General features: G+C 65.7%; 15 protein-coding genes. 11 read left to right on the top strand and 4 right to left on the bottom strand.

Annotated features, from left to right (window positions below; genetic code table 11):
* The first annotated feature begins 37 nt into the window (after positions 1-37).
* On the top strand, positions 38-649 hold the full coding sequence (locus ABD050_RS16790) for a hypothetical protein (RefSeq protein WP_343890641.1): 612 nt from the start codon (positions 38-40) through the stop codon (positions 647-649).
* Positions 650-964: 315 nt separating this feature from the next.
* On the opposite strand, the gene desA is transcribed toward ABD050_RS16790, so the two are convergent.
* Together desA and ABD050_RS16780 are read right to left on the bottom strand one after the other, a co-directional pair.
* A complete protein-coding gene (gene desA, locus ABD050_RS16785) occupies positions 965-2362 on the bottom strand; it encodes a syringate O-demethylase (RefSeq protein WP_343890640.1) in 1398 nt (465 codons plus the stop codon).
* Positions 2359-3117, bottom strand: coding sequence for an alpha/beta fold hydrolase (locus ABD050_RS16780; protein ID WP_343890639.1), 759 nt, complete (start codon positions 3115-3117; stop codon positions 2359-2361). Before ABD050_RS16780 ends, desA begins: the two co-directional genes overlap by 4 nt.
* 130 nt (positions 3118-3247) lie before the next feature.
* Between ABD050_RS16780 and ABD050_RS16775 the strand changes: the two genes are divergently transcribed.
* The 4 genes from ABD050_RS16775 to ABD050_RS16760 are packed head-to-tail and all read left to right on the top strand — an operon-like array spanning position 3248 to position 6137.
* Positions 3248-4072: a methylenetetrahydrofolate reductase gene (locus ABD050_RS16775; RefSeq protein ID WP_425542478.1), complete on the top strand. Its 825-nt coding sequence runs from the start codon at positions 3248-3250 to the stop codon at positions 4070-4072.
* Entirely contained in the window at positions 4069-4923 is an 855-nt protein-coding gene (gene purU, locus ABD050_RS16770) for a formyltetrahydrofolate deformylase (protein ID WP_343890637.1), read from the top strand. Before ABD050_RS16775 ends, purU begins: the two co-directional genes overlap by 4 nt.
* 4 nt (positions 4924-4927) lie before the next feature.
* Positions 4928-5785 (top strand): bifunctional 5,10-methylenetetrahydrofolate dehydrogenase/5,10-methenyltetrahydrofolate cyclohydrolase, encoded by an 858-nt coding sequence (locus ABD050_RS16765; protein ID WP_343890636.1) that lies wholly within the window; start codon positions 4928-4930, stop codon positions 5783-5785.
* The gene (locus ABD050_RS16760) at positions 5778-6137 is read left to right on the top strand and encodes a dihydroneopterin aldolase (RefSeq protein WP_343890635.1); all 360 of its coding nucleotides are present in this window, start codon (positions 5778-5780) and stop codon (positions 6135-6137) included. The genes ABD050_RS16765 and ABD050_RS16760 overlap by 8 nt, the downstream gene beginning before the upstream one ends.
* A gap of 20 nt (positions 6138-6157) precedes the next feature.
* On the opposite strand, the gene ABD050_RS16755 is transcribed toward ABD050_RS16760, so the two are convergent.
* On the bottom strand, positions 6158-7060 hold the full coding sequence (locus tag ABD050_RS16755; RefSeq protein ID WP_343890634.1) for an SDR family NAD(P)-dependent oxidoreductase: 903 nt from the start codon (positions 7058-7060) through the stop codon (positions 6158-6160).
* A gap of 137 nt (positions 7061-7197) precedes the next feature.
* Here ABD050_RS16755 and ABD050_RS16750 point away from each other — a divergent pair, with 137 nt between their 5' ends.
* From ABD050_RS16750 to ABD050_RS16725, 6 genes are all read left to right on the top strand, one after another.
* Positions 7198-8622 (top strand): MFS transporter, encoded by a 1425-nt coding sequence (locus ABD050_RS16750; protein WP_343890633.1) that lies wholly within the window; start codon positions 7198-7200, stop codon positions 8620-8622.
* A gap of 57 nt (positions 8623-8679) precedes the next feature.
* Positions 8680-9450, top strand: a complete 771-nt coding sequence (locus tag ABD050_RS16745; protein ID WP_343890632.1) for a nuclear transport factor 2 family protein — start codon at positions 8680-8682, stop codon at positions 9448-9450.
* A gap of 77 nt (positions 9451-9527) precedes the next feature.
* Positions 9528-10955, top strand: coding sequence for an NAD-dependent succinate-semialdehyde dehydrogenase (locus tag ABD050_RS16740; RefSeq protein ID WP_343890631.1), 1428 nt, complete (start codon positions 9528-9530; stop codon positions 10953-10955).
* Between the two features lie 18 nt (positions 10956-10973).
* Complete coding sequence (locus ABD050_RS16735) at positions 10974-12572, top strand: FAD-binding oxidoreductase (RefSeq protein WP_343890630.1); 1599 nt, start codon at positions 10974-10976, stop codon at positions 12570-12572.
* Complete coding sequence (locus ABD050_RS16730) at positions 12569-13624, top strand: amidohydrolase family protein (RefSeq protein WP_343890629.1); 1056 nt, start codon at positions 12569-12571, stop codon at positions 13622-13624. Before ABD050_RS16735 ends, ABD050_RS16730 begins: the two co-directional genes overlap by 4 nt.
* A complete protein-coding gene (locus tag ABD050_RS16725) occupies positions 13621-15243 on the top strand; it encodes an MFS transporter (protein WP_343890628.1) in 1623 nt (540 codons plus the stop codon). The genes ABD050_RS16730 and ABD050_RS16725 overlap by 4 nt, the downstream gene beginning before the upstream one ends.
* A gap of 93 nt (positions 15244-15336) precedes the next feature.
* Here the strand turns inward: ABD050_RS16725 and ABD050_RS16720 are convergent, their stop codons facing one another.
* Positions 15337-16269 (bottom strand): DUF4274 domain-containing protein, encoded by a 933-nt coding sequence (locus ABD050_RS16720; protein ID WP_343890627.1) that lies wholly within the window; start codon positions 16267-16269, stop codon positions 15337-15339.
* Positions 16270-16351 lie beyond the last annotated feature (82 nt).

The raw sequence follows: 16351 nt of genomic DNA, 5'->3' as shown, positions 1-16351 counted from the left end.
CGCTGTTGGATAGATCGCCGTGGGGATCAGGTGTCGAATGTATGAACTAGTCAATGCCTGGTTTCGGGCGACCGTCCGCCCGACACTGTTTCAGGTCGCGCTCCTTACCGGGGTGTTCGCGAGCGCCCATGCATTCGCCCAGGAATACCCGGCGCGGGATGTCGGTGGTTGGACGGTGGCGGCGAGCAAGGACAAAAGCGGCTGCTTCATGACCAGGACATATGAGGGAGCCGGGGCAACGAGTCTCTTTCTCGGCGTCGATGTCGATGGCGGCAACCGTCTCACGGTTCTCAACGAAAACTGGTCGATCCAGCCAAAGGACCAGTGGAAGCTGACCTTTCGGCTCTCCAGAGGCGGCTATTCCGACCACCCGGTCGTCGGAATCGCGTTGGACGGAAAGAGGGGGTTCGTCACGAATTTCGAAACGAAATTCCCCACCTATTTTGCCGCATCAAGGACGCTCTACATCTATCGCGGCGACGTGCCGGTCGAGCAGCTAAGCCTCGATGGGAGTGGCGCCGCGGTTGCCGAACTGCGACGGTGCGTCGACGTTTTCAGGGCGAATGCAGCGGCGGGACCTGAGGGGCGCTCCGACCAGATACCGAAGGATCCGTTTGCACCTGACGCCGGGCGCAAATCCAAGGACTAAGCGGGCGGCGATCGCTAAAATCGGGATCGCCACCCGGTTCGTCTGAGTGGGGACCGAGGTGCGGAGGCGTATCCGAGGGCCCGTATCGAAGGACAAGCCCCGCGCGACAACTGTCCTTCGATACGCCCTCTCGATACGCCGCTCGCGCGGCTACCCTTATCTGACGCTCGGCCGCTTTCCGCTAGTCACCCTCACCCTTCCCACCGCTTCGCGGCGGGCCCCTTCCCTCTCCCGCCGGGAGAGGGAAAAGCAGCGTTCGGGAGATATGAGGGACCGGAGGAGCGCGACCCGCGTCGCGCCCCTCCCCGCCCCGCCTCATACCGCCTGCTTCGTCCGCCAGCTCTCGGCATAGGCGTCGCGCGCCACTTCCGAATAGGGCACCGGCGCCACCACTGCCTTGATCTCGGTCTGGACGTGCCGTTCCACGGTGGGCTTGCTGGTGCCGCCATCGGGCTCGCCCCAGAGCAGGGTCACCTCGGTGCCGGGCTCGGCATAGTCGGCGTCCATCATCGCCAGGGTCAGCATCCGGCCCTCGTTCGCGCTGTAGCTGATCCAGGTCGACAGGCCGACCAGCTTGCCGTCCTTGAGCACCTGATCATAGGGGTGCATCGAATAGACCGCCGAGGGGAACTCCATGTACTTGGCGCGGTCCCCCTTGGTGAATTGCGAGCTGATGACGCGCATCAGATCCTCATTGTCGAGCGCGAGCGTCACCTTCTTGCGGTGCGGCTGGCCGGCCATCCGCTCAAGCGCCTCGCGGCCGATGAAATCATGGTCGAACTTCACGAAGGGGCCGTAACCGAGATCCCAGGGGGTCAGGTAATAGCCGTCGACCGACTCCGGCACATAGCTGCCGCCGATCGATGCCTTGCCCTCATAGCTGTTGGCGCTGAGCCATTCGCGATAGGCGCGCGTGCCCTCGCCGCTATAGGTCGCGGGGAGCGGCGACGGGATCCAGCCCGACTCGATCGTGTTGGACGAGTAAGTGCGGCCGCCGACCAGCGTCAGCCCGAAACCCTTGCCCGCCTCGATCAGCGCGTTGCGCACCACGTCATAGTCGGCCCAGGGGCCGAACAGCTCATAGCCCGGCTGGCCGGCCATGCCGTGGCGCAGCGCGCGGACTTCCTTGCCGGCGATCTGCAGCCTGGTCATGTGGAAGAATTTGAGATCGGGCGGGGTGGTGCCCATCGCCTTTTCCAGCGTCTTCATGGCGTTCGGGCCCTGGAGCTGGAAGCGGTAGGAGCGGCGGTTCTCGGGGTCGGGCCGCGCGGCGGTGCGCTCGTCGCGCGAGACGGTGACGTTCCAGTCGCCGGTCGCCGCGTGATATTCGATCCATTCGATCGTCGGCGCGCGGCCGACGAGATTGAACTTCTCCTCCTCGAGATAGAAGAGGATCACGTCGCCGATGACATAGCCGTCGGGCGTGACCGGCACGAACTGCTTGGCGCGATCGGGGACGAAGCCCTTGAAGCTGTTGATGCCGAGATGGTTGAGCATGGCGAAGGCGTCAGGCCCCTCGACCGCGAGATCGACCATGTGGAAGGACTGGTTGAACAGAACGCAGCTCTTGGCCCAGGCCTGCTGCTCGGTGCGCCAGTTGGAATATTCAGCCGGAACGCCGGGATAGACGTTCGGCCCTACCTGCTGGTTGCGCAGCAGCGTCACGATGTCGCCGCTCTCGTCGAGTAATTGCTGCAAAGTCTTGTCGGTCATTCAACCTCTCCTTGGGATGGATATGGGGTTTCGATCGGCCGGGCGAGCCAGGCGGCGATGGCATCATTCAAGGCGTCGGGCGCCTCGACGGGTAGCATATGTCCGGCGCCCTCGACCACGACGAGATGGGCATCGGGCAGCAGGGCGGCGATCGCTTCGTGCTGCGCGGGCGGGCTCCAGACATCCTCGCTGCCGGCGGCGACGAGCACCGGGCAGGCGATATGCGGCAACAGGCTCTCGACCTCGGGGCGCGACAGCAATGCCGCGATCTGTGCCTCGAACCGGGCAAGCCCGGCCTCGATGCACATCGCGCGAAGCGGCGCCATGAAATGCGGGTCGCGTGCCCGGTCCGGCGCGACCATCGGCGGCAGCCAGGCATCGACCAGCGCGGCCATGCCTTCCGACCGGCCGAGATCGCGCAGCGCGTAGCGTTTCGGCGCTTCGCCGGGGGTGGGCATATGGACGCCGGTGCTGAGCAGGGCGAGGCGCGTGACCCGATCCGGAACCCGGCGAATCACCTCGAGCGCGACGCGGCCGCCCATTGAATGGCCGAGCAGCGCGAAGCGGGCGGGTGCCGCATCGATCACCCGCCCGGCCATCGCGCCGAGATCGCGCTCGAGCGTATAATCGGCGGCGGCGCGAGCGTTCGGAAAGGCGGAAAGCTGCGCTGCGAAGACGCGGGAATCGCACATCAGCCCGGGCAGCAGCAGCACCGGCTCCGCTGTCGGGCCCTTGTGTAATTCGTTCGCGTCCATGAAGATTTCGTCTATACGAATTTAATTGCGGCCGCTAGAGAGAAACGCCGACGCGGATACGCGCAGCTTCGAGAGGAACCCCATGGTCATTCCCGTCATACACCCGGCCTGGCTTCGACCGCCTGTGGGCATGACGGACGGCTATTCGCTCGAGATGACCGCGAAGGACCGCCCCGCCCTTGCCGAGGCCGCGTCGCTGATCGCGCCCGAGACGCCGATCGCGATCACCTTTCTCCCCGGCGAATCGATGGATGCGCGAATCGCCGCGGCGGCCGATGTCCGCGCCTTCGGGTTCGAGCCGATGCCGCATCTTTCCGCGCGGCGGATCGGCTCGCACGAGGAGCTCGAACAGATCGTGCGGCGCACCGTCGCCGAGGCGGATGCGCACCGGATGTTCCTGGTCGCGGGCGATCCGCCCGTGCCCGTCGGCCCCTTCGCCGACACGATGGCGCTGCTCGAGACCGGCCTGTTCGAGCAGAGCGGCGTCACCGCGATCGGCATTGCCGGCCACCCCGAGGGCCATCCGGCGATGAGCGAGGCGCAGTGCTGGGACGCGCTCGACAGGAAGCATGCCGAGATCACGCGGCGCGGCATGGCCACGCTGATCGTCACCCAGTTCGGCTTCGATGCCGATCCCTTCATCGCCTGGCTCGAGACGCTGCGGGCGCGGGGCATCGACAGCCCGGTCAGGATCGGCGTGCCGGGGCCGGCCGGAATCAAGACGCTGATGCGCTTCGCCGCGCGGTGCGGGGTTGGCGCCTCGACCGCGGTGCTCGCGAAATACGGCATCTCGATCAGCAAATTGCTCGGCACGGCCGGCCCCGACGCGCTGGTTGACCGGCTGGCGGCGCGGCTTACCCCGGCGCACGGGCCAGTCAGGCTCCATTTCTACCCGTTCGGCGGGCTCACCCGCACCGTCGAGTGGATCAACGACTATGAGGCGCACCATCCATGACCGCGACCTATACCCTCCGGCTCTCCTGCCCCGACCGCCCGGGTCTCGTCGCCAAGGTGGCCGGCTTCCTCGCCGGCGCGGGCGGCAATATCGTCGATGCGCAGCAGTTCGACGACCGGCTGACCGGCAGCTTCTTCATGCGCGTCGTCTTCGAGATGCCCGGCCATGAGGATGCGGACGCGATCCGCGCCGCCTTCGCGACGATCGGCACCGAGATCGGCGCCGAGTGGCGGCTGCGCGGCGCGCATGAGCGGCAGAAGGTGCTGCTGATGGTCTCGAAGTTCGACCATTGCCTTGGCGACCTGCTCTATCGCTATCGCATCGGCGAGCTCGACATGGACGTGGTCGGGATCGTCTCGAACCATCCGCAGCGCTCGCTGCATGTCACGATGATCGGCGACATTCCGTTTCACTATCTGCCGGTGACCAAGGACACCAAGCCGGAGCAGGAAGCGGCGATCAAGCGGATCGTGACTGAGTCGGGCGCCGATCTCGTCGTGCTCGCGCGCTACATGCAGATCCTGTCGGACGATCTCGCCGGCTTCCTTTCGGGGCGCTGCATCAATATCCACCACAGCTTCCTGCCGGGCTTCAAGGGCGCCAAACCCTATCACCAGGCGCATGAGCGCGGGGTGAAGATGATCGGCGCGACCGGCCATTATGTCACCGCCGATCTCGACGAGGGCCCGATCATCGCCCAGGATGTCGAGCCGATCAGCCATGCCGACACGCCCGACGATCTCGTCCGCAAGGGGCGCGACATCGAGCGGCGGGTGCTCGCTGCGGCGGTCACCTATCATCTGCAGGACCGGGTCCTGCTCAACGGCTCGCGCACCGTCGTCTTCCGGTGATCCGATGACACCGATTGACGGGCGCGCGATGGCGCGCGCGCTGTGCGACCGCACCGCGGCCGACGTCGCGGCGCTGGCGGCGCGCGGCATCCGGGTTGGGCTGGCGGTCATCCTGGTCGGCGACCATCCGCCGAGCCAGGTCTATGTCAGGCGCAAGATCGCCGAAACGGCCAGGGCCGGCATCGCCTCGTTCGAGCATCGGCTGCCGGCGGATACCGGGGAAGCGACCCTGCTCGCGCTGATCGACGCGCTGAACCATGATCCCGCCGTCCATGGCATCCTGGTGCAGCTGCCGCTGCCCGAGGGAATCGATGCGGGCCGTGTGCTCGATGCGATCGCGCCGGGCAAGGATGTCGACGGCTTCCACCCGGTCAATGTCGGTCGGCTCTCGACCGGCACCGGCGGCCTGGTGCCGTGCACGCCGCTTGGCTGTATGATGCTGCTCGACAGCGTGATCGACGAGTATCGCGGGCTCGCCGCGGTGGTGATCGGGAAATCCAATATCGTCGGCAAGCCAGTCGCCATGCTGCTGCTCGAGCGCGAGTGCACGGTGACGGTGACTCATATCGCGACGCGCGGGCTGCCGGAGATCGTGCGCACCGCCGACATCGTCGTCGCCGCGGCGGGAGCGCCCGGGCTGGTGCGCGGCGACTGGGTCAAGCCGGGCGCAGTGGTGATCGACGTCGGCATTACCCGCGTGACCGACAATGAGGGGCGGACGCGACTGATGGGCGACGTTGCGTTCGACGAGCTCGGCCATGCCCGCGCGGCGACGCCGGTGCCGGGCGGGGTCGGGCCGATGACGATCGCCTGCCTGCTCGCCAACACCGTCCGCGCGGCGAGGAAGGCGCAGCATGGCTGAGGCCGGAACGATCATGGTGCGGGTCACCGACCTGCCGCTGATGGCCTGTATCGGCGTCAACCCCGACGAGATCGGGCGGCGCCAGCCGCTGATCGTCTCGGTCGCGCTCGCGATCGAAGCGGACGGGCGGATCGAGCGGCTCGCGCAGAGCGTCGATTATCGCCGCATCGCGGGCGAGGCCGAACTGCTCGCTGACCGCCACATCCCGATGATCGAGGCGTTCGCGCAGAGCCTTGCCGAACGCTGCCTCATGCTCGGGCCGGTGCTCCATGCGGATATTTCAGTCACCAAGCCCGAGGCATTGTCGCGCGGGCTGGCCTCGGTGTCGGTCTCGCTTGCGAGGCGCGGATGACGCCGGGCCGGCGCCGAGCGTCAGCCTTCGCCGCGCGCCGCCGCCCGCGCCGCCTTGTAGCCCTCGCGCCGGCCCTTTTCGAAGCCGATGCGCTGCGCGAAGCCGGCGTCTTCGGGATAGTCGCGGAACTCGGCGATGATCTCGTCGAACAGCTCGCGCATCTCGTCGCGGAATTCGGGGTGCGAGAAGATGTAGAAGCGGTTCGCCCGGATCGCCTCGATCACCCGCGCGGCGATGACGTCGGGCTCCATGCCGAATTGATGGACATGCTCGAGCCGGCCGACCATTTCGGTGTTGACCGGCTTCGCGCCTGCCTTGAGCCCGTCGGGACGGATTTCGTCGCTGGCGTAGATATGACTCTTCACCAGGCCGGGGCACAGCACCGACACGCCGATCCCGTGCGGCGCAAGGCTGTAGCGCAGCGATTCGCTCATGCCCCTGACCGCGAACTTCGTCGTGGTGTAGATACCGGGCTGCGGCCCGCACAGGAAGCTCGCCATCGAGGCGGTGTTGACGACATGGCCGCCCTGCCCCCGCGCCTTCATCCGCGGCACGAAGGTCATCACGCCGTTGATCACGCCGTGAAGGTTGACGCCCAGGAGCCAGTCCCAGTCGTCGAAGGACGAGTCGTCGATCGTCTGGAAGAGATTGACCCCGGCATTGTTGAACACGAGGCTGACCGGCCCGAGCGCCTCCTCAACCTCGTCGGCGGCGAGCGCGAACGCCTCACGCGACGCCACGTCGAGCGGAACGCCCATGACATGCTGGTTGTCGAGCGTCTTCAGCGCGGCGGCGATCGACTCCTCGCGGATATCGGCGATCGCGACCTTGCAGCCTTCAGCGAGCAAGGCGCGCGCGAGCCCGAGCCCGATGCCATTGGCGCCGCCGGTGATGAAGGCTGTCCGCCCCGCAAAATCCTTCATTCCGTCTCTCCCATGATGCCGTCGCGATGCCGCGACCGACAATTGTCATTGCGCCGCTTTGTATTCCACGCATACAGTTTGCCAAGAAAAAACGCTGCGCCAACGGGCGACAGGCGGCCTTAGGAGGAGAAGCTGATATGGCGATCGCGCCCGCTGCCGCAGCCGCCGAGATGATGGCCGGCGAGGAACTCGCCGGAGCGGACAGCGCGCCGCATCCCGCGCGCGAATGGCCCTCAGCGCCAGCCGCCTATTGGGCGCTGTTCGTGATCATCCTGGCGACCTTCCTCACCTTCTTCGACCAGGTCGTGTTCGGCATGCTCGCGCAGCGGATCAAGGTCGATTTCGGCCTGACCGATTCGCAGCTCGGCTTTCTGGCCGGGCCGGCGAGCATCATCTGCTACCTGTTCGTCGGCATCCCCCTCGCCCGGCTCGCCGACATCTTTCCGCGCAAGTTCGTGCTTGCCGGGGGCGTCGCGATCATCGGGGTGATCACTGCGTTCGGCGGGCTCGCGCAGACCTTCGCTCAGTTCGTCGGCAGCCGGGTGTTCCTCGCGGCGGGCGGTTCAGCGCACGCGCCGGCATCCTATTCGCTGCTCGCCGACGCCTTCCCGCCGCGCACGCTCACCCGTGCCTTCGCGCTGCTGCAGTTCGGGTTCATCGGCGGGGTAACCCTGGGGCCGATCGTCGGCGGCATGCTGATCGGCATGACGGCGAGCTGGGGCCCTTCCACCCTCTTCGGGCTGCACATCTTCGGCTGGCAATGGATCATGGTCTGGGTCGGGCTGCCGGGCGTGCTCGTCGCGCTGCTGTTCCTGACGGTGAAGGAGCCGCCGCGCCTCGCACCGCATGCCGATGCGCTGCAGCCGCCGGTGGACGCACCGCTCGGCCGCCGCATCCTGACCTTTACCGGGCTCGACGCGGTACGCGCGATCCGCGCCAAGCGCCGGGTCTATTATCCCTTGTTCGCCGGGCTCGCGCTCAGCGCGATCGAGACCTTCGGACTCCAGTTCTGGCGAGTCCCGTTCATGATCCGCAGCTTCGGCTGGCACGAGGCGCAGATCGGCGCGGTGATGGGCAGCATGCTTCTCGTCGCCTCGCTGCTCGGGCTGCTGCTCGGCGGCATCTTCGTCGAGTGGCTGGCGAAGAAGCACAAGGATGCCAATGTCCGCGCCGCCGCGATTCTGTTCGGGTGCGTTGCGGTCTGTTCGATCCTGTCGCCGCTGATGTCGAACGGCTATCTGTCGCTCGGGCTGATGAGCCTCGGCACGATGTTCGGCATCGCCGGCGCCGTGCCGCAAAATGCAGCGATCCAGCGCGTCGCCCCCAATGCGATGCGCGGCCAGGTGACCGCGATCTACCTGTTCATGTTCACCTTCTTCGGGGCGATGGGCAGCTTCACCGTCGGGGTGGTGCAGGACTATCTGATCGGGGTCGAAGCCGATCTGTGGAAGGCGCTGGTGATCACCGCCGGCGTCCTGCTGCCGATCGCCACTCTGTGCATGGTGAAGGCAATCCGCCCCTATCGCGAGGAGGTTGAGGCGCTCGAGGCCGAGGGCCGTTGACAGCCGCCGCCGCGCGACGCAAAGTTGTAAGCAAAGCATACAATCAGGAGAGTAAGCATGGCCGATGCCGACCGTATCGCGCACCTCGAACAGACCGTCGCCGACCTCTCGCGCCGCATCCAGCAGCGCGAGGATGAGCTCGACGTCCGCAAGCTCCAGCATCTCTACGGCTATCTCATCGACAAGTGCCTCTACAACGAGACGGTCGACCTGTTCACCGAGGATGGCGAGGTGCATTTCTTCGGCGGCATCTGGCGGCGGAGAGAGGGCATCCGGAGGCTCTATGTCGACCGGTTCCAGAAGCGTTTCACGCACGGCATCAACGGCCCGATCGACGGCTTCCTGCTCGATCATCCGCAGCTGCAGGACATCATCGACGTCGAGCCGAACGGCACGATCGCCCATGCCCGCGCCCGCTCGATGATGCAGGCCGGGCGGCACAAGGATTATACCGACCCATCCAACCCGATGCTCGGCATGCGCCAATGGTGGGAGGGCGGCATCTACGAGAACACCTATCAGAAGGTGGACGGCATCTGGCGGATCAAGATCCTGAACTACATGCCGCAATGGCACGCCGATTTCGAAACCGGCTGGGCGAACACCAAACCCGAATATGTCCCCTTCCCCAAGATCACCTATCCCGAGGATCCGACCGGCCCCGACGCGCTGATCGAAGGCGCCTGGCTGTGGCCGACCCACAAGGTGGTGCCGTTCCACATGAAGCACCCGGTGACCGGCAAGGAGATCGTGCCCGAGCGCTGGCAGGGCGACATTGACCGCGAGCTGGCGGCAAAGGCCGGCAAGGTCGCCCCAGCCGGGGCCTGAGCCCGTTTAATCCAAGGCCGTTCGTCCCGACCGTACCGAGGCCGGGACGAACGGGAATGCTCTTCGAAGGTGAATTGATGACCTATCCCGCTCTTCACATGATCATTGACGGGGCGCCCGTGTCGGGCGGCGGTCGGCGGACGCATCAGGTCGTCAACCCGGCGACCGGCGAGATGCTCGGCGCATTGCCGCTCGCCGACGCCGCCGATCTCGATCGCGCGCTCGAGACGGCGGCGCGCGGCTTCCGTCTCTGGCGCGATTCGACCCCGCACCAGCGCGCAGCCGTGCTTCAGGGCGCGGCGCGGCTGATGATGGAGCGGCAGGAAGAGCTCGCGCGCATCGCGACGCTGGAGCAAGGCAAGCCGCTCGCCGAGACGCGCGTCGAAGTGCTGATGAATGTCGGCCTGTTCAATTTCTATGCGGGCGAGACCTTCCGTCTCTATGGCCGCACGCTCGTCCGCCCGGCGGGCCAACGGTCGACGATCAGCAAGGAGCCGGTCGGTCCGGTGGCTGCCTTCGCGCCCTGGAACTTCCCGCTGGGCAATCCGGGGCGCAAGCTCGGCGCGCCGATCGCGGCGGGCTGCTCGGTGATCCTCAAGGCAGCCGAGGAAACCCCGGCCTCGGCGCTCGGCGTGCTGCAATGCCTGCTCGACGCCGGGCTGCCCAAGGAAGTCGCGCAGGCGGTGTTCGGCGTGCCTGACGAGGTGTCGCGCCACCTGCTCGGATCGCCCATCATCCGCAAGCTGAGCTTTACCGGTTCGACGGCGGTCGGGAAGCACCTCGCCAAGCTCGCCGCCGAGGACTGCAAGCGCACGACGATGGAAATGGGCGGCCACGGCCCGGTGCTCGTGTTCGACGATGTCGATGTCGATCGGGTGCTCGATACCATGGTGCCCGGCAAATATCGCAACGCCGGCCAGGTCTGCGTCTCCCCGACCCGGTTCATCGTCCAGGAGGATGTGTTCGAACGCTTCCGCGACGGGTTCGCCGAGCGCGCGGCGCGGATCGTCGTCGGCGACGGGCTCGATGCGGCGACGCAGATGGGCCCGATGGCGAACCCGCGGCGCCCCGATGCGATGGAGCGGCTGATCGGCGACGCCACCGCGAAGGGGGCGACGCTGCACACCGGCGGCGAGCGGGTCGGCAATCGCGGCTTCTTCTACAAGCCGAGCGTGCTGTCCGAGATCCCGCTCGATGCCGATATCATGAACGAGGAGCCGTTCGGCCCGGTCGCGCTGATCAACCCCTATGCCGGCGAGGAAGCGATGATCGCCGAGGCGAACCGCCTGCCTTACGGCCTCGCCGCCTATGCCTGGACTCCCGACGCGAAGCGCCAGCGCCGGCTCGCCCGGGAAATCGAGAGCGGCATGCTCGGCATCAACACGACGATGATCGGCGGCGCGGATTCGCCCTTCGGAGGCGTCAAATGGTCGGGCCACGGTTCCGAGGACGGACCCGAGGGTGTCGAGGCGTGCCTGGTCACCAAGGCAGTCCATGAGGGGTAGGCACGAAGGAGAGACGCGATGCCCGACGAGGTTGATGCCCGCTTGATCGCGCGACCGCCCGCCGCCGCGGCCGATGCCGCGCTGCGCGAGATGCAAGCGATCCTCGGCACCGATGGCGTTCTCGTCGACCCCGCGCAGGTCGCCGAGTTCCGCGATCCTTTCGCGCCACCGAGCGGGGACTGGTACGAACCCGGCGCGGTGCTGTTGCCCGAAACCGTCGAACAGGTGCAGGCCATCCTGCGCGTCGCCAACGCGCATGGCACCCCGGTGTGGACCAACGGGCAGGGCCGGAACAACGGCTATGGCGGCCCGGCACCCCGCGTCTCGGGCTCTTTCGTCCTGTCGCTGCGCCGGATGAATCGCGTGATCGAGGTCGACGAGGAATCGGGCTGGGCGCTCGTCGAGCCGGGGGTGCGGTTCTTCGATCTCTACGATCACCTTCGCGCCACGGGATCGAAACTATGGATGTCGGTCCCGGATCTCGGCTGGGGCAGCATCGTCGGCAATACGCTCGACCACGGCGTCGGGTACACGCCGATGGGCGACCACATGGCGAGCCAGTGCGGCATGGAAGTCGTGCTTGCTGATGGCGACGTGCTGCGCACCGGCATGGGCGGCATGGAGAATCCGCGCGGCTGGCATGTCTTCAAACATGGCTGCGGCCCGACGCCCGACGGGCTTTTCAGCCAGTCGAACTTCGGCGTGGTCACCAAGATGGGCGTGTGGCTGATGCCGCCGCCCGATTGCTACATGCCGGGCTGGCTGACGCTTCGGAACGACAGCGATCTCGAACTGCTGCTCGAACGGCTGCGGCCGCTGATGATCGACGGAACGATTCCGAACCAGCCGATGATCATCAACGCAGTCTGTGCCGCCTCCGCTTTCTGGGGGCGCGCCGACTGGTATGCCGGCGACGGCCCGATCCCCGAGGAGATCGTCGACAAGATTGCCGCAACGCCGGGCTTCGGGCGGTGGGTGATGCGGTTCGCGCTGTATGGTGACGAGAAGATCGTCGAACGGCAGCGCGAGATCGTCGAGGGCGCGCTGGGCACGATCCCCGGGGCGACGATCAGCTTCTCGAAATATGATGGCCGCAACCTGCCGGAACTCGAGAACCCGCACGAGCGCGTCCAGGCGGGCATCCCCAGCATGGCGCTGGACAGGATGACCCGCTGGTATGGCGGCGACAAGGGCGGCCATATCGGCTTCTCCTCGGCGATGCCGATCACCGGGCGCGATGGCGCAGCGATCCGCGATCTGGTGCGCCGCCATCTGAACGATGCGGGGCTCGATTACAGCGGTGTCATCATCGTCTCGAAGCGCAGCATGATCCATGTCGGGCTCGTCGTGTTCGACACCGAGAATGCGGCGCAGACGAGCGCCGCCTATGCGGCGTGCAAGGCGATGATCGAGCCGGCCGGCAAGCTCGGCTACGGCGAGTACCGCTCGCATCTCGACTTCATGGATCTCGTGGCCGAGCAATACAGCTTCAACAGCCATGCGCAGCGCCGCTTCGCCGAAAGGATCAAGGACAGCCTCGATCCCAACGGCATTCTTTCACCAGGCAAGCAGGGCATCTGGCCCAGGGCCTATCGCAACCAGGACAGCATGGCATGACACACGAACTCAAGACCGGCGGCGATCGCGGCTATCTCCGCATCGCGACCGAGGAAGCCTTCGCCACGCGCGAGCAGATCGACGCCTATCTGCGGATGGTGAAGGACGGCACCGCCGACAAGGGCATGACCTCGCTCTGGGGCTTCTATGCACAGTCGCCGTCGGAGCGCGCGACGCTCATCATCGACCGGCTGCTTGACCTCGGCGAGCGCCGCATCGCCGACATGGATTCGACCGGGATCGACATCGCCATCCTCTCGCTCACCGCGCCCGGCGTACAGCCGTTGTTCGACGCCGAGGAGGCGAAGGCGATGGTGACCCGCGCCAACAATTCCCTGGCCGACGCCTGTGCCAAATATCCAACGCGGTATGTCGGGATGACCTCGATCGCGCCACAGGCCCCCGAATGGTCGGCTGCGGAAATCCGGCGCGGCGCGAGCGAGCTCGGCTTCAAGGGCGTGATGGTCAACAGCCACACCCAGGGCCACTATCTCGACGAACCGCAGTTCGACCCGATCTTCCGCGCGCTCGCCGAGACCGGCCAGCCACTCTACATCCACCCCCAGACGCTTCCCGACAACATGATCGGTGGGTTGATCGATGCCGGGCTCGACGGCGCGATCTTCGGCTTCGGGGTGGAGACCGGCATGCATCTGCTGCGGCTGATGACCACCGGCATCTTCGATCGCTACCCCGATCTCCAGATCGCGGTCGGTCATGGCGGCGAGGCGATCCCTTATTGGCTCTATCGCATCGATTACATGCACAAGGCCGGCGTCGCGTCGCAGCGCTATCCGAGGCTCAAGCCGCTCAAGAAGGATATCGTGACATGCCTGCGCGAGAATGTTCTCGCGACGACCAGCGGCCTGCCCGCCCCAACGGCGATCAAGCTGATGCTCGAGGTGATGGGCGAGGATCGCGTGATGTACGCGATGGATTATCCCTATCAATATGTGGCCGACGAGGTGCGCACCCATGACCTGCTCGACATCAGCGACGCCACCAAGAAGAAGCTGATGCAGACCAACGCGGAGCGGGTATTCAAGCTGTGAGCGATCCGGGGCACGCCGTCTCGCCCCGCACGCCGCCGACATTGGTGCCGAAGGGAGCGCGCTACGCGTTGGCGCTGGTGGCGCTGACCAATGCGGTGAGCCTGCTCGATCGGCAGATTCTTGCCATCCTCGCCCCCGCGATCAAGGCCGATCTGCATGTCGGCGATGCCGAGATGGGCTTGTTGTTCGGCACCGTCTTCGCCTTGTTCTACGCCTTGTTCTCGCTGCCGCTCGGGCGGCTTGCCGATGGCTGGGTGCGCACGCGGCTGCTGGCGATCTCGCTGCTGTTCTGGTCGGCGGCGACCGCGCTCGGCGGGCTGGCGAACAGCTTCGGGGTGCTCGCCGCGTCGCGGCTCGGTGTCGGCATCGGCGAGGCGGCAAGCCAGCCCGCGGGGACCAGCCTGATCTACGATTACTGGCCGAAGCGTCGGCGTGGCTTCGTCATGGCGGTAATCGCCTCGGCGATCGCGCTCGGCATCGGCGGCTCGCTCGCGCTCGGCGGGATCGCGGCTGACTGGTGGGACGGGCTCGCCAGGGCCGGCCGTGCGCCGATTGCGCTGCACGGCTGGCAGTTCGCGCTGATCGTCGCGGCGCTGCCGGGATTCGCGCTCGCCCTGCTGATGTGGCGGCTGCGCGAGCCGATACGCGGAGAGATGGACGGCATCGACACCGCGCCCGATCCCCACCCGTTCCTCGCCAGCGGCGCGGTTCTCGCCGCGGTGCTGCCGGGGCTGCACTGGGTCGGCATGAGCAGGCGGAACGCGACCCGCGCGAGCTGGCTGTTCAATCTCGGCGCGCTGGCGGTGATCGTCGCGGCCATGGCCGGCCTCACCCATGTCGCGAACGGCCTGTCGCCGCGGCCGCCGCTGTCGATCCTCGGCATGACGATCAGTGCTCACGCGCTGCAATGGGGCGTGATCGGCTTCGGGCTGTTCGTGATCGTCAACTTGATGCAGTCGATGCGGCTCTCCGACCCCCAGGCGTTCAACGTCACGATGAGGTCGCCCACCCTGCTGATGGCGATGATGGTCGGGGCGCTACAATCCGTGCTCAATTACGGGATGATGGCGTTCAACCCGAGCTTCATCATCCGCTACTACCACCAATCGATGAAGGATACCGCGTGGCAGTTCGGTCTTGTCGCGGCGGTGATGGGGATCATCGGCCCGCTGGTCTGGGGGCCGCTTTCCGACCTGCTGCAACGCCGCTTTCCGGGCGCCGGCCGCGCCTGGGTCGCGCTGTTCGCGATGGCGGTATCGCCGCTCCTCTCCTTCTGGGTCTATCTCGCGCCGAGCTCAGGCGATTTCTATTTCCGCTTCATCTTCTACAGCCTGGTGCTCACCGGCTGGATGCCGCCGCTCTACGCGATCATCTACGATCAGGTGCTGCCGCGCATGCGCGGGATGACATCGAGCCTGTATCTGCTGGTGATGACGATCCTGGGGCTTGGGATCGGGCCTTATGTCGTGGGGCTGCTGTCGGATGCGACGGGCGATCTGCGCTGGTCGATGCTTGGGATCAACGCGGTGGGCATCCCGATCGTCATCCTTATGCTGCTGATCGCGCGGCGCGCGCAACGCGACGAGGATGCGCTGATTGAGCGGGCGGCTGGCGTTTAGGCCAACTCCTTAGCGCGTAAATGGGGAGGTCTCATTTCGATGGATTACGGGCGGTACGCTTATTTGAGTTGATTGGCATACAGATCGGCGAGTTCAATCGCTTTGAAAAAACGCAATGGGAATGCCCTCGTGATATGCCGTTGACGCTATATCGCGGCCTGGCCTTGATTGACGCATATCCAGCGGGATGAGATTTAGGTGGTGATCACCTATATCATCGACATAGCGAGGAGGGCAGTACGCGACACCGTTATCGGGGAAGTTAGGCCAACGGGCGCGTATTTCAGCGAGCAACGTTCCTGCACTACTATCGTGTTCAGCATCCAAAGGCTCGCCGTCAAAAAATATTAGCGCGGCAGTCGCGATTCCGCACTCGCGCTGAGACACGATCCAGCGCAAAGGTTGAACGCCAAAATCCCAATTCCAGCTTGCAGCCACGCCGTGCCATTCATCAGGATGTGCAGTTGGAAGCCAAGCGATAAACTGGCCGATCTGCTTAGCCGGGGCCAATCCGGTTTGCGTTTCGGCCCAGAGTTGGAGCTGCTGATCCGGGTCAACTGCTTTTTGAAGCTTTTGTTGGCCTTCCATCAGCACCCTCCGGCGCGCGAGATTTTTCTCTATCATGGCTATGCGGCCGATCCCGCAGAAGTCGATTGCAGCGACCTTCCCCTCAAAAATGACTATCGCCATCTCGTATCCGTCATTCGGCATCTGAACCCGAAATCGTTGATGCGGCTCGGCAAACCACGCGTCGTCAGAAACATGCTCTACTGAGGCGTAACTCGATTTGACGACATCCAATGGCATGCCGATGCCGATCCCGTAGATCTTTATTGCCGACGGGAAATCACTGCCAAAGCGGATGTTTACCACCCGACCCAAGTCGTACTGAACGGAGAATGGTTGGCTCAAGCCTCCCTTCTCTTCCAGCGTCATTTTACCGCTGGCAAGGACGCGTTCAGCTTCCGCTTTTGACATTCCGGGGCGAAGATGAACGACGCTTTCAAGGGAACTGCCGGGCAACATCCTGCATATCCTCGCGCGCTCGAGATTAAGTCTCTCTTGAACGTCCACGACCGCTATCTGGTCGCTTTCCGCCCGACGCCTT

Source organism: Sphingomonas oligophenolica, assembly GCF_039522915.1.
GTDB lineage: Bacteria > Pseudomonadota > Alphaproteobacteria > Sphingomonadales > Sphingomonadaceae > Sphingomonas > Sphingomonas oligophenolica.
Note: the sequence above shows the minus strand (reverse complement) of the source record. Positions and strands in the feature narration are given on the sequence as shown.

Excerpts from the sequence above, each read along its gene's own strand:
- ABD050_RS16790 (WP_343890641.1), top strand. The coding sequence starts at position 38 with ATGTATGAACTAGTCAATGCCTGGTTTCGGGCGACCGTCCGCCCGACA.
- desA (WP_343890640.1), bottom strand. The coding sequence starts at position 2,362 with ATGACCGACAAGACTTTGCAGCAATTACTCGACGAGAGCGGCGACATC.
- ABD050_RS16780 (WP_343890639.1), bottom strand. The coding sequence starts at position 3,117 with ATGGACGCGAACGAATTACACAAGGGCCCGACAGCGGAGCCGGTGCTG.
- ABD050_RS16775 (WP_425542478.1), top strand. The coding sequence starts at position 3,248 with ATGACGGACGGCTATTCGCTCGAGATGACCGCGAAGGACCGCCCCGCC.
- purU (WP_343890637.1), top strand. The coding sequence starts at position 4,069 with ATGACCGCGACCTATACCCTCCGGCTCTCCTGCCCCGACCGCCCGGGT.
- ABD050_RS16765 (WP_343890636.1), top strand. The coding sequence starts at position 4,928 with ATGACACCGATTGACGGGCGCGCGATGGCGCGCGCGCTGTGCGACCGC.
- ABD050_RS16760 (WP_343890635.1), top strand. The coding sequence starts at position 5,778 with ATGGCTGAGGCCGGAACGATCATGGTGCGGGTCACCGACCTGCCGCTG.
- ABD050_RS16755 (WP_343890634.1), bottom strand. The coding sequence starts at position 7,060 with ATGAAGGATTTTGCGGGGCGGACAGCCTTCATCACCGGCGGCGCCAAT.
- ABD050_RS16750 (WP_343890633.1), top strand. The coding sequence starts at position 7,198 with ATGGCGATCGCGCCCGCTGCCGCAGCCGCCGAGATGATGGCCGGCGAG.
- ABD050_RS16745 (WP_343890632.1), top strand. The coding sequence starts at position 8,680 with ATGGCCGATGCCGACCGTATCGCGCACCTCGAACAGACCGTCGCCGAC.
- ABD050_RS16740 (WP_343890631.1), top strand. The coding sequence starts at position 9,528 with ATGACCTATCCCGCTCTTCACATGATCATTGACGGGGCGCCCGTGTCG.
- ABD050_RS16735 (WP_343890630.1), top strand. The coding sequence starts at position 10,974 with ATGCCCGACGAGGTTGATGCCCGCTTGATCGCGCGACCGCCCGCCGCC.
- ABD050_RS16730 (WP_343890629.1), top strand. The coding sequence starts at position 12,569 with ATGACACACGAACTCAAGACCGGCGGCGATCGCGGCTATCTCCGCATC.
- ABD050_RS16720 (WP_343890627.1), bottom strand. The coding sequence starts at position 16,269 with ATGTTGCCCGGCAGTTCCCTTGAAAGCGTCGTTCATCTTCGCCCCGGA.